Below are 20793 nucleotides of genomic sequence, written 5' to 3'. Positions count from 1 at the left end.
TTACTTACCAGCTTAAAGCCCACAGGAAGGACAATGGCACTGTTACAGATTGCTGAACCAGGTCAAAGCGCTGCACCGCACGAACACAAACTGGCGGTGGGCATTGACTTGGGAACCACCAACTCTCTCGTTGCTGCTGTGCGTAGTGGCGTGGCCGAGACCCTGCCCGACGAGCAAGGCAAGTCAATTCTACCTTCAGTTGTTCATTACAATGAGCAAAGCATTCTCGTTGGCGACGAAGCCAAAAAACTGGCTCAGCAGGATCCTGCGAATACTATTATTTCCGTTAAACGCATGATGGGACGCTCGCTGACCGATATTGAGCAGCGTTACCCGAATTTGCCTTATCAGTTTGAAGCATCCGAGTCAGGCTTACCGCAATTGCTGACTCGTCGCGGTAAGGTCAATCCGGTTCAGGTGTCTGCGGATATTCTGAAAACCCTGACTGAGCGTGCGAAAGCGACCTTGGGCGGTGAGCTGGAAGGTGTGGTGATCACGGTTCCTGCCTACTTTGACGACGCCCAGCGTGCCGGTACCAAAGACGCAGCGTCATTGGCCAATCTCAAAGTATTGCGTTTACTGAACGAACCCACCGCAGCTGCCATTGCCTACGGTCTGGATTCTGGTCAGGAAGGTGTGATTGCTGTTTATGACCTTGGCGGCGGCACGTTCGATATCTCGATTTTACGTTTGTCTAAAGGTGTATTCGAAGTACTGGCAACCGGTGGTGATACGGCACTGGGTGGTGATGACTTCGATCATCTGCTGGCAGACTGGATTCTGGCACAAAGTGGCCACAGCGACATTCTGACGGCGTCTGAGCGACGTACACTGCAGGATGTTGCCACAGACGCCAAAGTGGCGCTGACTGACAGCGACAGCGCGGAGATTGACGTGCTGGGCTGGCAGGGACACATCACCCGGGCTCAGTTTGAAGCCCTGATTCAGCCGCTGGTGAAAAAGACACTGATGTCTTGTCGCCGTGCGGTGAAAGATGCGGGTATCGAACTCGATGAAGTGATTGAAACTGTGATGGTCGGCGGTTCAACGCGTGTACCTCTGGTGCGTGAGATGGTTGGGGGATTCTTTGGTAAAACCCCGCTGACATCGATTGACCCTGATAAAGTGGTTGCTATCGGTGCCGCCATTCAGGCCGATATTCTGGCCGGTAATAAACCTGATTCTGAAATGCTGCTGCTGGATGTGATTCCCTTGTCTCTGGGCATTGAAACCATGGGCGGCATGATCGAAAAGATCATTCCCCGTAACACCACTATTCCGGTTGCCCGGGCGCAGGAGTTCACCACCTTTAAGGATGGTCAGACGGCCATGTCTGTGCACGTAGTGCAGGGTGAGCGTGAAATGGTTGCAGACTGCCGTTCACTGGCCCGCTTTACCCTGAGGGGGATCCCCGCCATGGCCGCGGGCGCGGCACATGTGCGCGTTACCTACCAGGTCGATGCAGACGGGTTGCTGTCGGTCACCGCAATGGAAAAAAGTTCTGGTGTGCAATCGTCTATTCAGGTGAAGCCGTCTTACGGGTTGACCGACGATGAGATCGCCAACATGATTCGCGATTCGATGACACACGCTCGTGAAGACAAAGATGCCCGTGCACTGGCTGAGCAGCGTGTAGAAGCGGATCGGGTGCTTGAAGGCCTGATTGCGGCGCTGGCGGCAGATGGCGAGACTTTGCTGTCAAAACAAGAGCGTGAAGAGCTGGAAACCGCCATGATGGAGCTGGTTCAATTGCGTCAGGGTGAGGACCCGCGTGCGATTGAAGCCGGTATTAAGAAAACTGATAAAGCAAGCCAGGAATTTGCCGCACGCCGGATGGATAAATCCATTCGGGAGGCACTGGCCGGTCAATCGATTGATGAGGTTTAGGCATGCCTAAAATTGTTGTATTACCCCACGAAGAACTTTGCCCAGAGGGCGCAGTGCTGGAAGCATCTAGTGGCGAAACTGTGCTGGATGTGGCACTGCGAAACGGCATTGGTATTGAGCATGCCTGTGAAAAGTCCTGTGCCTGCACAACCTGTCACGTCATTATCCGTGAAGGGTTTGATTCGCTGAACGAAAGTGAAGAACTGGAAGATGACATGCTGGATAAGGCATGGGGTCTGGAACCTGAGTCTCGTCTTGGCTGTCAGGCCAGAGTGGCAGATGAAGACCTGGTGGTAGAGATTCCCCGCTACACTATCAATCTGGCCAGCGAAAACCATTAATCAGCAAGCCCGTTACCCTTTGGTGGCGGGCTTGCTACACTCTTAATACTTTCTGTTTGCAACGGGGGCAGGTGAATCATGGGACTGAAGTGGATTGATTCCAGAGACATTGCCATCGCCTTGCTGGAAGAGCATCCGGACGTTGACCCGCAAGGCATTCATTTTGTCGAGTTACGGGATTGGATTCTGGCGCTGGACGAGTTTGATGATGACCCAAACCACTGCGGGGAAAAAGTATTGGAAGCGGTGCAATTGTGCTGGATGGAAGAGAAGGACTGAGTCGAGCTTCGTTAATAGTCGATCATTCTCTTAATCTTGCAGCAAATGCCTTGTTTATTTGCTTATTTGACGGCAAGGTAAACCAATCGCTTTGATATGTGAGTGACAGCCAACAAATTGCCTGCACTGACAAGACTAAATGGCGGACCAAAAGGTCCGCTTTGTTGTATTTTCGCATTGCTTAACTTGAAATTACGCATTCATGCACCATAAACACAGTAAATTCAGTGTGACTGGATGCGAACTACGGCCGATCAGGCACAGAGAGCCGAAGGACAGAATCCGGCTTTCTGGAAGTCATAAGCATGCCGCCTGTACGAGCTGTGAGTGCTTGTTGGGCATATACTCAAGGAGTTTTACATGTCTTCTACTATGTCAGTATTTCTGACTCAGGACGCTGCTGCTGAGCAGTGGGGTGAAAATGCACTGGTTTCTTATACCGCCAACGGTGTGCAGATTCATGTGACTAATGACGATGTGCTGAATCTGATTCAGCGCGCTGGCCGGACTCTGGACGGTCAGGGTATTAAGCAAGTCACTCTGAGCGGTGAAGAGTGGGATCTGGAAACTATCTGGTCTTTCATTCAGGGGCACCGCAATGCCAAGCCAGGCAACAGTGTCAGCTGGCCTGAGCTGGATGACGAAGATGAAGCAGAATTACAGGCGCGTCTGACTGCCACCAACTGGGTTCGCGATATTATCAACCAGAGTGCCGAAGTGGTAAATCCTTCGCATCTGGCAAACCGTGCCGGTGAGTTCATTAAATCCCTGGCCCCTGATCATGTCAGTTACAAAGTGATCAAAGGCAACGATCTTCTGGATGAAGGCTGGATCGGCATTCATACCGTTGGTCGTGGTTCTGAACGCTCTCCTGCTATGCTCATTTTAGATTACAACCCAAGCGGTGACGCTGAAGCACCTGTTGCGGCGTGCCTGGTCGGTAAAGGCATTACCTTCGATTCCGGCGGCTACAGCATGAAGCCTTCTGAGGGGATGGCAGCGATGAAAGCCGACATGGGCGGCTCGGCAATGGCCACCGGCGGTCTGGCGTTGGCCATTGCCCGCGGTGTACAAAAGCGCATTAAGCTGATCTTGTGCTGTGCGGAAAACATGGTATCGGGCCGTGCCTTTAAACTGGGTGATATCATCACGTATAAAAATGGCAAGACGGTTGAAATCCTCAACACAGACGCAGAAGGCCGCCTGGTGCTGGCGGATGGTTTGATTTATGCCAGTGCTCAAAAGCCGGGTCTGATCATTGACTGTGCGACCCTGACAGGTGCAGCGAAGAATGCCCTGGGTAATGACTACCATGCCTTGTTCAGTTTTGACCACAGCATGGCACAGAAAGCGCTGATTGCCGCCAGTGAAGAACACGAAGGTTTGTGGCCTCTGCCTCTGGGCGAGCATCACCGTCGTATGATGCCATCCAGCTTTGCCGATCTGGCTAACATTTCCACCGGCGATTTCATGCCGGGTGCCAGCACTGCGGCGGCTTTCCTGTCTTACTTTGTCGAAGACTATAAGCACGGCTGGCTGCACTTAGATTGCAGCGGTACCTACCGTAAATCGGCCAGCGATAAGTGGGGCGTGGGCGCCACGGGCATGGGTGTACGCACACTGGCGAACATTCTGGCTCAGGATTAATTCCTTTTTCCGGTCTATTTTTACGCACAACAGTTCGCGCTGTTGTGCGTTTTCAACTTAGGGAACACAGATATGCTTACCGTATTACTTTCCGCCGAATCGAGTCAGGGTGCCTGGGGCGATAAAGCGCTGGTCTCCTACCAGCAGGACAGCGTCGTTATTCACTATCAGGATGATTTTGTCCTGCGCCGTATTCAGCAGGCAGCTCGTCAGCTTTCTTCTCAGGGAGCCACTCAGGCCTGCCTGAGCGGCGAGGGCTGGAGTTACGAGCGCCAGTGGGCGTTTTATTGTGGTTTTGCCGCAACACGCAAATTGGTGGAGGTGCAATGGGCCTCCATGGACGAAGACGAGCTGGAACTGCTGAACGCGCGTCGTCGCAGTGCCGACTGGGTACGTCAGGTTGTGAACGCGACGCCGGAAGATATGTATCCGGAAAAACTGGCGCAGGATGCGGTCAGTTTCCTGAAGAGTGTAGCCGGCGATAAAATCAGCCATGAGGTGCTGGTTGGTGATGAGCTACTGGCCGAAGGCTGGATTGGCACCCACAGTGTTGGTCGTGCAAGCAGCCGTCCGCCTGTGATGTTGACGCTGGACTTTAACCCTACCGGAGATGCAGACGCACCTGTGCATGCCTGCCTGGTTGGTAAAGGGATTACGTTCGACTCCGGCGGTTACAGCATCAAGTCCAGTGCCGGCATGGTGGCGATGAAGTGCGACATGGGCGGGGCGGCCACAGTGACGGCTGCGCTGGCTTATGCCATTGAACAAGGCCTGAAAAAGCGCGTGAAACTGATCTTGTGCTGTGCGGAAAATATGGTCGCCGGTAATGCTTACAAGCTGGGCGATATTCTGACCTACAAGAATGGTTTGACGGTGGAAGTGGTCAATACCGATGCGGAAGGGCGTTTGGTGCTGGCTGACGGCTTGATCAAGGCTGGTGAAATGAAGGCGCCGCTGATCATTGATGCCGCGACGCTGACCGGTGCCGCCATGATGGCAGTGGGCCAGGATTATAACGCTATCTTCTCCATGCAGCCTGAGCTGCTGCGCAAAGCGCAGCAATTGTCTGAACTGGTTAATGAGCCTGCATGGCCGTTGCCACTGCAAAAATGGCATCAGAATAATTGTCCGTCTGATTACGCTGACACCGCCAACAGTCGCGCTGTGAAAGGTGGTGGCATGGGCGGTGCATCGAATGCTGCCGCCTTCTTGTCCCGCTTTGTCAGCGATGACAGCCGCTGGGTTCACTTTGATCTGGCTTCCTGCTTCCGTGACGGTGCAGATGCGCGCTGGGCGGCGGGTGCGACGGGGCTTGGGGTGGCAAATATTGCCGCGTTGCTGTTACAGTAAGCGCTATGGGACAGGGAAAACCTGCCTGGCAGAAGTGAACTGAGTATAAGGAATATAATAATGACAATTGAACGTACCTTCTCAATTGTAAAACCTGATGCAGTAGGCCGTAATCAGATCGGTGCTATTTATCATCGTTTGGAAAGCGCTGGTCTGACGATTGTTGCCGCGAAAATGCTGCGTTTAACCGAGCAGCAGGCGCAGGGGTTTTACGCTGAGCACGAAGGCAAACCATTTTACGCACCACTGATTGAATTTATGACTTCAGGCCCTGTGATGGTACAGGTACTGGAAGGCGACAATGCGATTACACGCTACCGTGAGCTGATGGGTAAAACCAATCCGGAAGAAGCCGCGTGCGGCACACTGCGTGCCGATTACGCAGAAAGCACGCGCCTGAACGCGGTACACGGCTCCGACAGTCCTGAATCTGCAGCCCGCGAAATTGCGTATTTCTTTTCCGAGGATGAAATTTGTCCTCGCGACTAATTTATTTTCTGGAAGCTGGGTACAACGGGAAGCGTATGCTTCCCGTTTTTATATCTCAAGGTTTAATGGAGGTGCGGGCTGGCATCAGCTAAGCTGTAATCAGTTGCTTAGCTGACAACCGCCTGCAAAAGTGGAAACACGCCGCTAAAGTCTGTACAATTTCGCGCCTTGAATCTTCCCGCTATTTGGGGCCACCCTGGGTCAGCGTTCTCTGGCGTGCCGGGTGCAGGATCTGTCATTTTTTAGTGAGGCGACAACCGATGACGAATGCCAAAATCAATCTGCTGGATTTCGATCGCGAAGGACTGCGGCAGTATTTTGCCGAAGAGCTGGGCGAAAAAGCCTTCCGCGCGGATCAGATCATGAAGTGGATGTATCATTTCGGTTGCGATGACTTTGATCAAATGACCAACATCAATAAGAAGCTGCGCGAGAAGCTGAACGCTGTGGCAGAGATTCGTGCCCCTTACGTATCTGAAGCGCAGTACTCAGCAGACGGCACTATCAAGTGGGCCATGCGTGTCGGTGATCAGGATGTCGAAACGGTTTACATCCCCGATGATGACCGTGCCACCCTGTGCGTGTCTTCCCAGGTAGGCTGTGCGCTGGACTGTAAATTCTGCTCTACTGCGCAGCAAGGGTTTAACCGTAACCTGAAGGTATCCGAAATTATCGGTCAGGTATGGCGCGCGGCCAAAGAGATCGGTGTTGAGAAAGAAACGGGCCGCCGTCCTATCACTAACGTGGTGATGATGGGCATGGGTGAGCCATTGCTGAACATGAAAAACCTGATCCCGTCACTGAAAATCATGCTCGACGATCTGGGCTTTGGTCTGTCGAAGCGCCGTGTCACTGTGTCGACTTCCGGTGTGGTATCCGGCCTTGAGCAGATGATAGGTAAGATCGATGTGGCTCTGGCGATTTCTCTGCACGCTGGTAATGACCAGTTGCGTTCTGAAATCATGCCGATTAACGACAGGTACAATATTGAGACTTTCCTGGATGTGGTTCGTCGCTATATTGCCTCGTCCAATGCCAACCGTGGCAAAGTCACCGTGGAATACATACTGCTGGATCATGTGAACGACGGGATGGAGCACGCGCGGGAGCTGGCGCACACGCTGAAAGATACCCCGGCGAAAATTAACCTGATCCCCTTCAATCCCTATCCGGGGTCGCCTTACCGCAAGCCAAGTAATTCACGGATTGATCGCTTCATGAAAACACTGATGGAGTACGACTTCACTGTGACAGTGCGTAAAACGCGTGGCGATGATATCGACGCCGCTTGCGGACAATTGGTTGGCGATGTGATAGACCGCACAAAACGTACTTTGGCCAAACAAGCTAAAGGGGAACCAATCCCAGTAAAAGCAGTCTGATAACAATCACATAAAGCTCGAAATGGATGTGAGCAAGGAGTTGTTATGGTACGCTGGACCCTGTATCCGATCACAAGCGGCTTTATTGCCGCTTGTTTGCTAGTGGGCTGTGTAACCATTGACCCGACGGCGAAGGAACGCGGTGTGGACCCCATTGCCGTGGCAGATGCCAGAGTGACGCTTGGACTCAGTTACCTGGAGCAAGGTCAGAGGCAGAAAGCACAGCAAAATTTACAGAAAGCCTTAGACGTTGCGCCGGATCACCCCAGAGCACAACTTGCCATGGCACACTATTACCAGCAAGTGGGTGAAAATCGTTCAGCTGAAGCGCTCTATGTCCGAGCATTGCAATATTCCCCCAAAAATGGCGATGTGCTTAATAACTATGGTGTATTCTTGTGTAATGAAGCACGGTTCGATGAAGCAGATAACGCCTTTATGCGTGCTGTTTTACAGCCGGATTATTTTCAGGCTTCAGCGACGTATGAAAATGCGGCTTTGTGCAGCATAAAACATGGTGATGCGACACAAGCTGCAGATTATTTCAGAAAAGCATTGGATCATGAGCCTTACCGTCCGCTGTCTATGTTGCAGCTGGCAAGACTGGAGTTGACGGGTAGTGATTACCAGCTGGCTGATGCCAGACTGGAGGCATTCAGTCAACGATATGGAGAGACTGCTGATAGTCTTGTTCTTAAAATTCAGTCGTCACGCCAGAGCGGTCGCCTTGATCGTGTGGAAAAATATGCCGAATTGTTGCGACAACAATTTCCTGATTCTCAGCAATATCAGAATTATCTAGCCAATGAATACTGAACAGAATGAAGAACGAGTAACGGAAGACGTCATTCGTCCCGGAGATATGCTACGCCAGGCGCGTGAGCAGCTTGGCTATTCTCAGAAGGATGTAGCGAGCCGGCTGCGCTTGCGGATGTCTGTAATCGATGACATTGAAAACAACCGCTTTGATGAAGCTCATATGGCCACCTTTACCCGTGGGTATGTCCGCTCGTATGCCAAATTTGTCGGTCTTGATGTCAACGAAGTACTGAGCAAACTTGAAAGTATTGGTCAGGGGCAGCCGCAAGCCCAGACCATGCAAAGTTTTTCACGTAAAACCAAGCGTGAGAAACACGACAACCGTGTCATGGGGATGACCTGGCTTCTCGGAGCTGTGATTGTCGGAATGACGGCGGCCTGGTGGTGGCAGACAGAGCAAAAAACGGAAACCCCGGTTATTTCAGAGCAAGTATCGCCAGCGAATCCGCCATTGGACGAATCACTGGCTGGCACAGTCGATGAAATGGCGGATTCGCTGAACAAAGACGACGTCAGCGCGATTGCGGAAGGGGCCGCGCAGGAGATGCCTGCTGATGATCAGTACAGCGATGCTGCAGCCGGTGATGATTTGCCGCTTAACACCTTTGACGAAGCTGCGAACAATACCGTCAGCGAGGATAGCCCTGCGGGCAGTGTGATTGATGATGATGGCAATGTGCTGTTTGATGAAGCCAATGACTCACTGTTTAGTGGCGCAGCCCCGGCTGCGGAAGAAGCGCCGGCACCTGATCTGAAGCTTACTTTCAACGGCGATTGCTGGATTGATATCCGTGATGCCAATGGCAAACAACTTGATACAGGTATCAAGTCCAGCGGCGATGTTGTCTCTATTGATGGACAGGCTCCGTTTAAGATAGTGCTCGGTGCGCCGAGTGTTGTTACAATGAGCTTCAAAGGTGAACCAGTGGATCTGAGCGGCTACCCGGCTGGCAGAGTCGCCAGGTTGAAGCTGCCGTTGTAAACAGAGAATGAAAGATGCATAACGAGTCTCCGATTAAACGTCGTCCTTCCACCCGAATTTATGTGGGTAAGGTGCCAATTGGTGATGGTGCACCGATCGCGGTGCAGTCAATGACCAACACCCGTACCACAGATGTGGCAGCGACAGTCGCACAAATCCGCGCACTGGAAAAAGTCGGTGCCGATATAGTCCGCGTTTCCGTACCTACCATGGATGCGGCTGAAGCTTTTAAAGCGATTAAGCAACAGGTGAATCTGCCTTTGGTGGCTGATATTCATTTTGATTACCGAATTGCGTTGAAAGTGGCGGAGTATGGTGTGGACTGTCTGCGCATCAACCCGGGTAATATCGGCCGTGAAGACCGTATCCGCGCTGTGGTGGATTGTGCCCGCGACAACAATATCCCGATCCGTATCGGTGTAAACGGCGGCTCGCTGGAAAAAGATATCCAGCAGAAATACGGTGAACCGACGCCTGATGCGTTGGTTGAATCGGCGATGCGTCATGTTGAGATCCTGGACAGGCTTAACTTTGATCAATTCAAAGTCAGCGTTAAAGCCTCCGACGTCTTTCTGGCTGTGGAGTCCTACCGCAGGCTGGCTAAGCAAATCAAACAACCTTTGCATTTGGGTATCACTGAAGCCGGTGGCGCTCGTGCTGGTGCAGTCAAATCTGCTGTTGGCCTGGGCATGCTGCTGGCTGAAGGCATTGGCGATACGCTGCGCATCTCTTTAGCGGCTGACCCTATCGAAGAAATTAAAGTCGGCTTTGATATCCTGAAATCTCTGCGCATTCGTTCCCGCGGCATTAATTTTATTGCCTGCCCAACCTGTTCACGTCAGGAATTTGATGTGATTGGCACAGTTAATGAGCTGGAACAACGGCTGGAAGATATCACTATCCCAATGGACGTTTCTGTCATTGGTTGTGTGGTTAACGGGCCGGGCGAAGCAGAAGTGTCCCATATGGGCATTGCCGGCGGTAACCGTAAGAGCGCCTTCTATGAAGACGGTGTGCGCCAGAAAGAGCGTTTTGATAATGACAATGTGATTGATCAGCTGGAAACCAAGATTCGGGCCAAAGCGTCCATGATGGATCAGCGCAATCGGATTGACATCATCGAAAAGTAAGCCTTTTCTGTCTGACTTACCTCGGAATCCTTCGGGGTAAGGTTCACAACGTCCTGCATAACTTATATATTCAGTTCTATTCATTCGAACTTAATCCCCATCGGTTAATTGAGAATCAACGTGGCGAAACAAATTCAAGCAATTCGAGGCATGAACGACTGCCTCCCAACTCAGTCTCCACTTTGGCAGAAAGTGGAAAATACCGCGAAACAAGTGGTCAGTGCTTACGGCTACAGTGAAGTCCGTATGCCGATTGTCGAAATGACGCATTTGTTTAAGCGTGCCATCGGTGAAGTGACCGATGTGGTCGAAAAGGAAATGTATACCTTTGAAGATCGCAACGGTGACAGCCTGACACTGCGCCCTGAAGGGACTGCAGGTTGTGTGCGTGCCGGTATCGAAAATGGCCTGCTGTACAATCAGGAACAGCGTTTGTGGTATATGGGCCCTATGTTTCGCCATGAGCGTCCGCAGAAAGGCCGCTATCGTCAGTTTCACCAGTTTGGCGTGGAAGTGTTTGGCATTGAAGGGCCGGATGTTGATGCGGAGCTGATCATGATGACGGCACGCTTGTGGCGTGAACTGGGTATTGATAAGCATGTTCGCCTGGAGCTGAACTCTATCGGTTCTTCTGAAGCCCGCGCTGCGTATCGCGACGCCTTGATAGCTTTCCTCGAGCAGCATCTTGATGTACTCGATGAAGACAGCAAGCGCCGTATGTATACCAATCCTCTGCGTGTGCTGGATACCAAAAATAAAGACATTCAAGCGATATTGACCGATGCGCCGAAGTTGTCTGACTACCTGGATGATGATTCCGAGGCGCATTTTTCTGGTTTGTGTGAACTATTAGACGCTGCTGGTATCGAATACCAGGTAAATGAACGCCTTGTGCGTGGTTTGGATTATTATAACCGCACTGTTTTTGAGTGGATCACCGACAGTTTGGGTGCCCAGGGCACTGTCTGTGGTGGTGGCCGCTATGACGGTATGGTTGAACAGCTGGGCGGTAAAGCAACGCAGGGTGTGGGCTTTGCTATGGGCCTTGAGCGCCTGGTGCTGATGCTGGAAACACTGGAGCTGACCGATGTTCGCCGCAGTGTGGATGTCTACGTAGTGACTGCCGGTGAAGGTACACTGATGGCAGGCATGAAGCTGGCTGAAACTTTGCGTGAAGCCGTGCCGGGACTGAGAGTGATGAATCACTTTGGTGGCGGCAACTTCAAGAAACAGTTTAAGCGCGCTGATAATGTTGGTGCGATTGTTGCCCTGGTTCTGGGGGAGAACGAAATTGCAGAAGGGACTGTAGTCGTTAAGGATCTCCGTGGTGGTGAGCAGCAAACATTGGCTCAGGCAGAGGTTGCCGCTAAGCTGGCAGAATTGATTTAAGAGAGGACAGGACGTGGACGTCAATACCACAGAAGAGCAACAGATTGAATCCATCAAGGCATGGATGAAAGAGAATGGTAAAGCCATTGTGCTTGGTGCCGTACTTGGCCTGGGCGGCCTGTATGGCTGGCGTTATTATCAGGGAGAGGTGCAGTCTGCTAAGGAACAGGCTTCCGAAGCTTATACTCAGACTGTACAGGCTCTGGACAGTGGCAGCGACGATGCTATCAGTCAGGCTCAGACTTTTATCAACGACAACCCAAGCAGTCAGTATGCAGTTCTGGCTGCTTTGCAACTGGCCAAAGTGCAGGTCGAGAAAGGTGAGCTGGACGCTGCTGCAGAGCAATTAAACTGGGCTATCAGTCATACAGAGGATGTCGCTCTGTTGCCTGTGGCTCATACCCGTCTGGCGCGTATTCTGGCGGCTCAGCAGTCTTACGACAATGCATTGGCAGAACTGGATAAAGTGAAAGCGGAAAGCTGGCAGGGTAAAGTGGCTGAACTGCGCGGTGATATTTTGCTGCAGAAAGGGGATAAATCAGCGGCTCGTGATGCTTATATCAGCGCACAGCAGCTGGGTGCGTCTCCGGCACTGCAAATTAAACTTGACGATCTGGCCCAGTAAAGGCGACAGAGTATGCGAAAGCTATTGAAGCAAGCTGTAGCGCTCGCTGTCGCTATTGGTGTATTGAGCGGCTGTGCCAGTGAAGAAGAAGCGGTGCAAATGGCGCCTCTTCCTGCGGTTGAAAACCAGTTCACTCCTGTTCAGGACTGGACACGTAATATTGATGAAGGCGTCCAGCATTTTTACTCGCGTCTGTCTCCGGTAACCGGGTACGGAAAATTGTTTGTTGCCAGCCGTGAAGGAAAGGTTGAAGCCTTGGATCCGGCAACAGGTAAGAGCGTGTGGGAGCACGAGATCGCCGGTGGCGGCAATGCTAAGTTGTCTGGTGGCCTGACTGTGGCTTACAACAAAGTCTTTATCGGCAGTGAGAATGCTGAAGTCATTGCGCTGGATGCAGAAACCGGTGAAGAAGCCTGGCGTGTTGACATTGATGGCGAAGTGCTGGCTAAACCTCTGGCGGATGAAGGCCTGCTGCTGGTGAACACCAGCCGCGGTATCCTGCAGGCTTTAGATGCCGAAACCGGAGCGTCTAAGTGGCAAATCAGCAGTGAAGTGCCATCCTTGACGCTACGTGGTGACAGCTCTCCTGTGTCTATTTCTGGCGGGGTATTCTGGGGACAGGCCAACGGCCGGCTGGCGGGGGCTTTCATCCGCAATGGCCAGCTATTGTGGCAACAGCCTATCGGTCAGCCACAGGGCGCGACAGAAATTGACCGTCTGGTCGATGTTGATGCTGCCCCTGTGATTGAGGGTGATCGCCTGTATGCGGCCGGTTACAACGGCAATCTGGTATCGATCGATCTGCGTAGTGGCCAGCAAGTGTGGAAACGCAACTACTCTTCAGCCACTGACTTTGTGATCGACAGTGGTTTGCTGTTTCTGGTAACGGCAGAGGATCACCTGGTGGCTGTAGATATTCGCAGTGGCACAGAGCTGTGGCAAAATACAGAGCTTGCTTACCGTATCCTCAGTGCACCGTCTGTGATCAATGGGAAGTTAGTGCTGGGTGACAGTCTGGGCTATCTGCACTGGCTGGATACCCGCACCGGTGAATTTCTCGCCCAGCAGCAAACTGATGGTAGCGGCATTGCTATCCCGCCGTTAGCGCTGTCAGATGGCTACCTGGTGGTGACCCGAGAAGGCAAATTGAGCAAAATGCATTTGCCTTAGTCACAGGCATATTCTGTGATAAGATTAACGCTTCGGCTCCTGTTTGTATTCACATCAGGGGCCGTTGTTATTCTACCCTTGACGTAGTGATTGTCGTTTGAGACAGACATTACTGTCATTAAGATGATGAAAAAGATAGAGGTAAACTCATTATGATTCCTGTAGTTGCCCTTGTCGGGCGCCCGAATGTGGGTAAATCGACGTTGTTTAACCGTCTTACCCGCACCCGGGATGCGCTGGTCGCTGACTTTCCTGGCCTAACCAGGGATCGTAAGTACGGTCGAGCAGAGCTCGAAGAGAACGAATTCATTGTCATCGACACCGGCGGTATTGATGGTTCCGAGGAAGGTGTAGAGACCAAAATGGCGGAGCAATCGCTGACCGCTATCGAGGAAGCAGACGTTGTGCTGTTTCTGGTTGATGGTCGTGCTGGCCTTACCGCTTCGGATGAAGCCATTGCCAAGCACCTTCGCAGCCGTCAGAAACCGACATTTTTAGTTGTGAACAAAATTGACGGTATCGATGCCGACAGCGCCTGTGCAGATTTCTGGAAGCTGGGCGTGGATGATATGTACCAGATCGCCGCCGCGCAGAACCGTGGTGTGACGGCACTGATGGAGCGTGCACTGGCGCCTTTCGTGGAAGAATGGAAAGCCCGCCAGGCAGAAGAAGATGACGGCTTTGTCGATATCGAAAGCCTGGATTCCGCCGATGCCATCGAAAAGGCTAACCTGACAGAAGAAGATGCAGAAGCCGCCTATAAGCGACTGCAGGAGCAACCTATCAAGCTGGCGATTATCGGTCGCCCGAATGTGGGTAAATCAACCCTGACGAACCGGATTCTCGGCGAAGAGCGTGTTGTCGTTTACGATATGCCCGGCACCACTCGTGACTCCATTTACATACCTATGGAGCGGGACGGTCAGGAATATGTGCTGATTGACACCGCAGGTGTCCGTCGCCGTAAGAACATGAGCGAAGCGGTAGAGAAATTCTCGGTTATTCAGACACTGAAAGCCGTTGAAGATGCCAACGTAGTGCTGTTGATCATTGATGCCCGTGAAAATATTTCGGATCAGGATTTGAGCCTGCTTGGTTTTGCGCTCAATTCCGGCCGTTCGCTGGTTATTGCGGTGAACAAATGGGATGGTCTGGATAACGAAGTCAAAGAGCGGGTGAAATCAGAGCTTGACCGCCGGCTTGGCTTTGTCGATTTTGCTCGAATCCACTTTATTTCTGCCCTGCACGGCACAGGGGTGGGCCATTTGTACGAATCAGTGAAGGAAGCGTACCAGTCTGCGACTAAGCGAATCAGTACCTCCCTGCTGACCCGTATTATGCAAATGGCACAGGATGACCACCAGCCGCCTATGATCCGCGGCCGCCGGGTTAAACTGAAATATGCTCACGCCGGTGGCTATAATCCGCCAATCGTTGTGGTGCATGGTAACCAGGTGAACGATCTGCCGGGTTCCTATAAGCGTTATCTGATGAACTATTTCCGTAAAACACTGGACATGATGGGAACACCAATCCGGATTCATTTCCATAACAGTGATAACCCTTACGGTAATGAGAAACGTCAGAAGCTGACTGTGTCTCAGGAGCGGCAGCGTAAGCGCCTGACCAATGCCCTGAAGAACAGGGACCGCAACCAGTAAATCCCCAGACCCGGCTGATAAAGCCGGGTTTTTTTTGATCATCGTAAAGCGGCTGAGGATCATATTGCCGGAGGAAAGGGATCGATGAGCGAATATTATCCTGTTGACTGACTTGCTTTCGATCGTATCACTTTGCTGCTAAACCCCTGTAAGTACAGCACTGACAGGCCACCAGGTGATCTGATTTTCGATTTCCACATATGCTGGATCTTATCAGAAAAGAATAACTAAATAGATTTTTATGCTACGTAAAATCCATATACAGAACATGTAACTTATGCTTTCGGGAACTGTATTGATAAATGTTCTTTTGGGAGGTGATCGCTGATCAGCCTGAACTTTGTCGTTGATCAAGCCACTGTTGCCGATCTCTGCTATTGATACACTTAAGCCGATTACACTGTTCTGCATACTCAGGAGCGCGCGATATGTCTCAGCCGCTTTGCCCGCAATGCCGATTAAATCTTGTCTGGCAGTATCAAGGGTACTTTTGCCCTCATTGTGAACGCCGGGCGATAAAACATGCCGCCTGCCATGATTGCGGGCATCCGCTGGAAAGCCTGAATGCTTGCGGCGCCACCAGCTATTTCTGCGCGCACTGCAATGAGCTTAAGTCAAAGTCTCAGGCCTCTGTCACTTTCACCCTGGCAGATAAAATCTCGAAGTGATCGGTGAATACCCGGTGTGAAAGCCGATCCGTGACGGTTTTTCTCACTTTTTACGGTATGAGCCATACTCATCTATAGCCAATTCCACTTCTTTGATTTATTCTCATTTGCTAATAATTATCATTTTCTAAATCAGGAAAAGGATTCCGGTATGGATATGCAGCGTCCGCTGCTGACGGTAGACAAGCTGTCAGTATCATTCACCATGGAGACAGGCATCGTTGATGCGGTAAAACAAATCAGCTTCAGTATGCATAAAGGGCAGACACTGGCACTGGTGGGGGAGTCCGGTTCAGGTAAATCCGTTACCTCTGGTGCTGTCATGGGGCTGCTGCCGAAAAATGCCTGGGTTGATCCCACCAGCCAGATTCATTTTCAGGGAACGGATTTATTGTCGCTGCCGGAAAACGTGTTGCGGGGCTACCGAGGTGGCAAGATAGCCATGATCTTTCAGGAGCCTATGACTTCGCTTAATCCCTATATGCCGATTGGGGAGCAAGTGGCTGAAGCGATCCGCTGTCACCGCGATGTAACGAGAAAAGAGGCGATGGAAGAAACGCTGGCGCTTTTTGAGCGGGTACAGCTTCCAGAGCCGCGCAAGCGACTTCGCCACTATCCTCATGAATTCTCCGGCGGCCAGCTGCAGCGGATCATGATTGCCATGGCGCTGGCGAATAAGCCCGATTTGCTGATTGCGGATGAGCCAACCACAGCGCTGGATGTCACCGTACAGGCAGAGGTGCTGTCGTTACTGAAAGAAATCCAGGCTGAGATGGGGATGGCTATCCTGTTCATCACCCATGACCTTGGTGTAGTGCGCCATTTTGCCGATGATGTGGTGGTGATGTGTAAAGGGGAAGTGGTAGAAGCCGGTCATGTCGACAGGGTCTTTCATACGCCAGAGCACCCCTATACCAAAATGCTGCTTGACGCAGAGCCAAAGCCGGGCAAAGCGAGTGATAAATCTCGCGCCCCCGTTATCTTAGACGCCCAGGAGATCAAAGTGCGCTATGTGCTGAAGTCAAACTGGCTGGGTCATCCGAGTGAATATCTGGATGCGGTGAAAGGCATCAGCCTGACATTGCGGCAGGGAGAAACACTGGGAATCGTGGGTGAATCCGGTTCAGGTAAATCCACGCTCGGCCGCGCTCTGATGCAATTGCTGCCATTTAGCGGCACTGTCAGTTTTGATGGCAGGAAACTGGGCGAAATGACTGCCAGAGAGCGCTTTGAATTGAAGCGTCACATGCAAATGGTCTTCCAGGACCCCTATGGCTCACTGTCACCCCGGATGACCATAGGTGAGATCATCACTGAACCTCTGACCGTTTTTACTCAAATGACGAAAAGTGAGCGAATCCGTAAAGCACGACAAGCTCTGGACGAAGTGCGCATGGATCCTGCCAGCATCAACCGTTATCCCCATGAGTTTTCCGGTGGTCAGCGTCAGCGAATTGCCATAGCCCGCGCCTTGGTCTCTGAACCTAAGTTTATTTTGCTGGATGAGCCGACATCGGCATTAGACCGTTCAGTACAGCTAACCGTACTGGATCTGCTCAAAGACATTCAGCGTCGCCATAACATCGGCTATGTGTTTATCAGCCATGATCTGGCCGTCGTGCGTGCCATTTCTGACCATGTGATGGTGATGCAGCGTGGTGAGGTGGTCGAGCAGGGGACGCCTGAGCAGATATTTGACCATCCGCAGCAGGCGTATACCCAACGTCTGATCAGCGCCTGTATGATGGTGGAGGACGCTGCCTGACAGGCTGGGCGAAAAACTTACTCCGTGACTATGGAGCGTACATTGCCATCGGCCAGCGTGGTTTGCAGTGTATCGCCGGCGTTAACCTGGCTTGAACTGCGGATCACCTGGCCGTTTTCGTCACGGGTAATCGAATAGCCGCGAGCCAGTGTGGCCAGCGGGCTGACAGCATCGAGTTTTTCGGTCGCCAGAGCCAGCTGGTGACTGGCTTTAACGAGCCGGCGATCCATGGCGTCGAGTAAACGACGTTGGTGGGAGGCCAGCTGACTGCCTAACCGGTCCAGCTGATGAGCCGGTGAATGCAGTGCCAGCTTATAATCACTGCGGTGCAGGTGCTGCTGATGCTCAGAAAGCAGTCTGCGCATCGCCCGCTCCAGGCGGCTGCGCAATTCATCCAGGCGTTGGCTTTGCTGATTAAGCTGTACTTGCGGATGCTGACGATCCAGCCTGTGCTGCCAGCGAACAAGCTGGCTTTGCCTGACGGACAGGTAATGCCGCATTGCATGCCGAAGTTGTTGCTGGTGCTGATGGATTTTCTGCACTCGGGCGCTGAGATCGCGGCTGACCAGTTCGGCAGCGGCAGAAGGTGTTGGCGCCCGCATGTCGGCGACAAAGTCAGCGATAGTCACATCCACTTCATGGCCGACAGCGCTGATAATGGGGATCTGACTGGCTGCAATGGTGCGGGCTACAATCTCCTCGTTAAACGCCCAGAGATCCTCCAGTGAGCCACCGCCACGTCCTACAATCAGCACATCGCATTCCTGCCGTGTGTTGGCACGGCCTATAGCCTGCGCGATGGAGATAGCGGCCCCTTCTCCCTGAACCATAGTGGGGTAAATCACAACGGGCAGACTCGGATCCCGGCGCTTGAGCACATGGAGAATATCGTGCAGGGCAGCCCCGGTTTTTGAGGTAATAATGCCCACCCGTTTAGGTTGCTCGGGCAGGGGCTTTTTCAGCGTCTGGGCAAACAATCCTTCTGCTGCCAGCTGCATTTTCAGTTTTTCAAACTGCTGCTGCAGACGGCCATCCCCTTCGGGCTGCATGCTGTCAATAATCAGCTGATAATCGCCCCGCGGCTCGTAGAGAGAAAGCCGCGCTTTCACCAAGACCTGATTGCCGTTCGCCGGGCGAAAGGTGACACGCTGGTTGTTGCCCCGGAACATGGCACATTTCACCTGTGCCCGCACGTCTTTGAGGGTGAAATACCAGTGACCGGAAACCGGCGCTGAAAAGTTTGACAATTCACCGACCAGCCAGACAACCCCCATTTCATTCTCGAGCAAAAGGCGAACCTGAGCATTCAGACTGGACACAGTGTAGATACGCGGATTCTGGGTTGAGGCAGTACTGTAAAGACTCACGACAAGAAAACCTGTGGTTGCAGGACATTAAGACAGAAGGGGATGGTGCACGATTTTGATAGCAGTATCAAATGAATGTCGCAGCAGACGTGGCTGAAAAGCGTACAGGCGCAGAGAGGCCCTGAACTACGGCCCGCAGCTTGGTCACTTAAACCGGAATATATTACGTATCAACGGAAAAGTGTCAATAAAAAAGATTTATTTTTTTCTAGCCAAACGTTTGCTTCGTACGTATAATTTGTTCGCAATATTTTATCCCTTCTTTAAAACCTTACATGGTGTGAGATATTGCGATGTTACGTATCAAACAAGAAGCTTTGACCTTTGATGATGTCCTGCTAGTTCCGGCACATTCGACTGTTCTTCCTAACACTGCCGATCTGCGCACCCGTCTGACCAAGACCATTACTCTGAATATCCCTATGGTATCTGCCTCCATGGATACAGTAACGGAAGGCCGACTGGCAATTGCGTTGGCCCAGGAAGGGGGAATTGGCTTTATTCACAAGAATATGTCAATTGAGCAACAGGCTCGCGAAGTACGCATGGTAAAGAAATTCGAAGCCGGTGTCGTACAAGAGCCGGTGACGGTGAAACCTTACCAAACCATCTCTGATGTGAAACGCCTGACGGAAGAAAACGGCTTTGCCGGTTTCCCTGTTGTGGATGATAATCACGCGCTGGTGGGTATCATTACCGGTCGTGATGTCCGTTTCGTCACCGACCTGACACAGAAAGTTGAAAGCGTAATGACCTCGAAAGAGCGTCTGGCTTCTGTGAAGGAAGGGGCTTCCCGTGAAGAAGTTGAAGCCGTGATGCAAGCGCATCGCGTCGAGAAAGTACTGGTTGTGAATGACCAGTTCCAGCTCAAAGGCATGATCACTGCCAAAGACTTCCAGAAAGCCGAGCGTAAGCCAAATGCCTGTAAAGATGAGCAGGGTCGTCTGCGCGTAGGTGCGGCTGTTGGCGCTGGCGCCGGCAATGAAGAGCGTGTCAAAGCGCTGGTAGAAGCCGGTGTGGATGTGCTGCTGATTGACTCTTCTCACGGTCACTCTGAAGGTGTACTGCAGCGTATCCGTGAAACCCGAGCGGCTTTCCCTGAGCTGCCGATTGTCGGCGGTAATGTTGCTACGGCAGAAGGTGCACGTGCCCTGATTGAAGCCGGTGTCAGTGCGGTAAAAGTGGGTATCGGCCCGGGTTCAATCTGTACTACCCGTATCGTGACAGGCGTGGGTGTACCTCAAATTACGGCGATTGCTGATGCAGCGGCTGTCGCCAATGAATACGATATTCCTGTGATTGCCGACGGTGGTATCCGTTTCTCCGGTGATATGTGTAAAGCCATTGCGGCGGGCGCATCTTGTGTCATGGTTGGCTCTATGTTTGCCGGTACCGATGAAGCGCCGGGTGAAGTTGAGCTTTACCAGGGCCGTGCCTACAAATCATACCGTGGTATGGGTTCTCTGGGTGCGATGTCTAAAGGGTCTTCTGACCGTTACTTCCAGACGGATAACGCGGCTGACAAACTGGTACCTGAAGGTATTGAAGGACGCGTCGCTTATAAAGGCCACCTGAAAGAAATCGTACATCAGCAAATGGGCGGCCTGCGCTCAAGCATGGGTCTGACCGGCTCACCAACAATTGAAGATCTGCGTACCAAAGCGGAATTTGTCCGCATCTCAGGTGCGGGTATGCAAGAGTCGCACGTTCACGATGTGACTATCACTAAAGAAGCCCCCAACTACCGCATGGGCTCATAACACACGGACTGGACCGGTTGCTGAGGCAGCCGGTCTGCGTTAATCCGACGATTTTTCCTGGGGTGGTAAGCCGCCCCTTTTG

At 52.1% G+C, this 20793-nt stretch carries 18 protein-coding genes; 17 read left to right on the top strand and 1 reads right to left on the bottom strand.

Features of this window, described 5'->3' with window-relative positions; all coding sequences use genetic code 11:
• Nucleotides 1-33: 33 nt before the first annotated feature.
• The 16 genes from hscA to D6M16_RS08955 all read left to right on the top strand — a co-directional run bounded on the left by hscA (nucleotide 34) and on the right by D6M16_RS08955 (nucleotide 17584).
• The gene (gene hscA, locus D6M16_RS09030; RefSeq protein ID WP_120511498.1) at nucleotides 34-1887 is read left to right on the top strand and encodes a Fe-S protein assembly chaperone HscA; all 1854 of its coding nucleotides are present in this window, start codon (nucleotides 34-36) and stop codon (nucleotides 1885-1887) included.
• Nucleotides 1888-1889: 2 nt separating this feature from the next.
• Nucleotides 1890-2228: an ISC system 2Fe-2S type ferredoxin gene (gene fdx / locus D6M16_RS09025; protein WP_046218864.1), complete on the top strand. Its 339-nt coding sequence runs from the start codon at nucleotides 1890-1892 to the stop codon at nucleotides 2226-2228.
• 78 nt (nucleotides 2229-2306) lie between these two features.
• Nucleotides 2307-2507 (top strand): Fe-S cluster assembly protein IscX, encoded by a 201-nt coding sequence (gene iscX, locus D6M16_RS09020; protein ID WP_120511497.1) that lies wholly within the window; start codon nucleotides 2307-2309, stop codon nucleotides 2505-2507.
• Nucleotides 2508-2867: 360 nt separating this feature from the next.
• Nucleotides 2868-4154 carry an aminopeptidase PepB gene (gene pepB, locus D6M16_RS09015; RefSeq protein ID WP_120511496.1) on the top strand — a complete coding sequence of 429 codons (1287 nt, stop codon included), beginning with the start codon at nucleotides 2868-2870 and terminating at the stop codon, nucleotides 4152-4154.
• A 72-nt stretch (nucleotides 4155-4226) separates the two neighbouring features.
• Entirely contained in the window at nucleotides 4227-5504 is a 1278-nt protein-coding gene (gene pepB / locus D6M16_RS09010) for an aminopeptidase PepB (RefSeq protein ID WP_120511495.1), read from the top strand.
• 60 nt (nucleotides 5505-5564) lie between these two features.
• Complete coding sequence (gene ndk / locus D6M16_RS09005; RefSeq protein WP_027252954.1) at nucleotides 5565-5993, top strand: nucleoside-diphosphate kinase; 429 nt, start codon at nucleotides 5565-5567, stop codon at nucleotides 5991-5993.
• Nucleotides 5994-6253: 260 nt separating this feature from the next.
• Nucleotides 6254-7375: a dual-specificity RNA methyltransferase RlmN gene (gene rlmN / locus D6M16_RS09000; RefSeq protein ID WP_120511494.1), complete on the top strand. Its 1122-nt coding sequence runs from the start codon at nucleotides 6254-6256 to the stop codon at nucleotides 7373-7375.
• A gap of 45 nt (nucleotides 7376-7420) precedes the next feature.
• The gene (gene pilW / locus D6M16_RS08995; RefSeq protein WP_120511493.1) at nucleotides 7421-8191 is read left to right on the top strand and encodes a type IV pilus biogenesis/stability protein PilW; all 771 of its coding nucleotides are present in this window, start codon (nucleotides 7421-7423) and stop codon (nucleotides 8189-8191) included.
• Nucleotides 8181-9176, top strand: coding sequence for a cytoskeleton protein RodZ (gene rodZ, locus D6M16_RS08990; RefSeq protein ID WP_120511492.1), 996 nt, complete (start codon nucleotides 8181-8183; stop codon nucleotides 9174-9176). Before pilW ends, rodZ begins: the two co-directional genes overlap by 11 nt.
• A 14-nt stretch (nucleotides 9177-9190) precedes the next feature.
• Nucleotides 9191-10306: a flavodoxin-dependent (E)-4-hydroxy-3-methylbut-2-enyl-diphosphate synthase gene (ispG, locus tag D6M16_RS08985; RefSeq protein WP_027252950.1), complete on the top strand. Its 1116-nt coding sequence runs from the start codon at nucleotides 9191-9193 to the stop codon at nucleotides 10304-10306.
• Nucleotides 10307-10426: 120 nt separating this feature from the next.
• Complete coding sequence (gene hisS / locus D6M16_RS08980; protein ID WP_120511491.1) at nucleotides 10427-11695, top strand: histidine--tRNA ligase; 1269 nt, start codon at nucleotides 10427-10429, stop codon at nucleotides 11693-11695.
• Between the two features lie 13 nt (nucleotides 11696-11708).
• A complete protein-coding gene (locus tag D6M16_RS08975) occupies nucleotides 11709-12320 on the top strand; it encodes a YfgM family protein (RefSeq protein WP_120511490.1) in 612 nt (203 codons plus the stop codon).
• A gap of 12 nt (nucleotides 12321-12332) precedes the next feature.
• Nucleotides 12333-13490 (top strand): outer membrane protein assembly factor BamB, encoded by a 1158-nt coding sequence (gene bamB / locus D6M16_RS08970; protein WP_120511489.1) that lies wholly within the window; start codon nucleotides 12333-12335, stop codon nucleotides 13488-13490.
• 152 nt (nucleotides 13491-13642) lie between these two features.
• Nucleotides 13643-15151: a ribosome biogenesis GTPase Der gene (gene der, locus D6M16_RS08965; protein ID WP_120511488.1), complete on the top strand. Its 1509-nt coding sequence runs from the start codon at nucleotides 13643-13645 to the stop codon at nucleotides 15149-15151.
• A gap of 428 nt (nucleotides 15152-15579) precedes the next feature.
• A complete protein-coding gene (locus D6M16_RS08960) occupies nucleotides 15580-15819 on the top strand; it encodes a zinc ribbon domain-containing protein (RefSeq protein WP_120511487.1) in 240 nt (79 codons plus the stop codon).
• A 151-nt stretch (nucleotides 15820-15970) separates the two neighbouring features.
• Nucleotides 15971-17584 (top strand): ABC transporter ATP-binding protein, encoded by a 1614-nt coding sequence (locus tag D6M16_RS08955; RefSeq protein ID WP_120511486.1) that lies wholly within the window; start codon nucleotides 15971-15973, stop codon nucleotides 17582-17584.
• A 17-nt stretch (nucleotides 17585-17601) separates the two neighbouring features.
• On the opposite strand, the gene xseA is transcribed toward D6M16_RS08955, so the two are convergent.
• Entirely contained in the window at nucleotides 17602-18951 is a 1350-nt protein-coding gene (gene xseA, locus D6M16_RS08950) for an exodeoxyribonuclease VII large subunit (RefSeq protein ID WP_120511485.1), read from the bottom strand.
• Nucleotides 18952-19244: 293 nt separating this feature from the next.
• On the opposite strand from xseA, the gene guaB reads away from it, so the two are divergent.
• Nucleotides 19245-20711: an IMP dehydrogenase gene (gene guaB / locus D6M16_RS08945; protein WP_046218850.1), complete on the top strand. Its 1467-nt coding sequence runs from the start codon at nucleotides 19245-19247 to the stop codon at nucleotides 20709-20711.
• The last annotated feature ends 82 nt before the right edge of the window (nucleotides 20712-20793 follow it).

This window comes from Photobacterium salinisoli, assembly GCF_003614885.1.
Taxonomy (GTDB): Bacteria; Pseudomonadota; Gammaproteobacteria; order Enterobacterales; family Vibrionaceae; genus Photobacterium; species Photobacterium salinisoli.
This window is presented reverse-complemented; position numbering and strand designations above follow the sequence as displayed.

What these genes read in the sequence shown, in the direction of transcription:
- hscA (WP_120511498.1), top strand. Translation starts at nt 34, where the DNA reads ATGGCACTGTTACAGATTGCTGAACCAGGTCAAAGCGCTGCACCGCAC.
- fdx (WP_046218864.1), top strand. Translation starts at nt 1,890, where the DNA reads ATGCCTAAAATTGTTGTATTACCCCACGAAGAACTTTGCCCAGAGGGC.
- iscX (WP_120511497.1), top strand. Translation starts at nt 2,307, where the DNA reads ATGGGACTGAAGTGGATTGATTCCAGAGACATTGCCATCGCCTTGCTG.
- pepB (WP_120511496.1), top strand. Translation starts at nt 2,868, where the DNA reads ATGTCTTCTACTATGTCAGTATTTCTGACTCAGGACGCTGCTGCTGAG.
- pepB (WP_120511495.1), top strand. Translation starts at nt 4,227, where the DNA reads ATGCTTACCGTATTACTTTCCGCCGAATCGAGTCAGGGTGCCTGGGGC.
- ndk (WP_027252954.1), top strand. Translation starts at nt 5,565, where the DNA reads ATGACAATTGAACGTACCTTCTCAATTGTAAAACCTGATGCAGTAGGC.
- rlmN (WP_120511494.1), top strand. Translation starts at nt 6,254, where the DNA reads ATGACGAATGCCAAAATCAATCTGCTGGATTTCGATCGCGAAGGACTG.
- pilW (WP_120511493.1), top strand. Translation starts at nt 7,421, where the DNA reads ATGGTACGCTGGACCCTGTATCCGATCACAAGCGGCTTTATTGCCGCT.
- rodZ (WP_120511492.1), top strand. Translation starts at nt 8,181, where the DNA reads ATGAATACTGAACAGAATGAAGAACGAGTAACGGAAGACGTCATTCGT.
- ispG (WP_027252950.1), top strand. Translation starts at nt 9,191, where the DNA reads ATGCATAACGAGTCTCCGATTAAACGTCGTCCTTCCACCCGAATTTAT.
- bamB (WP_120511489.1), top strand. Translation starts at nt 12,333, where the DNA reads ATGCGAAAGCTATTGAAGCAAGCTGTAGCGCTCGCTGTCGCTATTGGT.
- der (WP_120511488.1), top strand. Translation starts at nt 13,643, where the DNA reads ATGATTCCTGTAGTTGCCCTTGTCGGGCGCCCGAATGTGGGTAAATCG.
- D6M16_RS08960 (WP_120511487.1), top strand. Translation starts at nt 15,580, where the DNA reads ATGTCTCAGCCGCTTTGCCCGCAATGCCGATTAAATCTTGTCTGGCAG.
- D6M16_RS08955 (WP_120511486.1), top strand. Translation starts at nt 15,971, where the DNA reads ATGGATATGCAGCGTCCGCTGCTGACGGTAGACAAGCTGTCAGTATCA.
- guaB (WP_046218850.1), top strand. Translation starts at nt 19,245, where the DNA reads ATGTTACGTATCAAACAAGAAGCTTTGACCTTTGATGATGTCCTGCTA.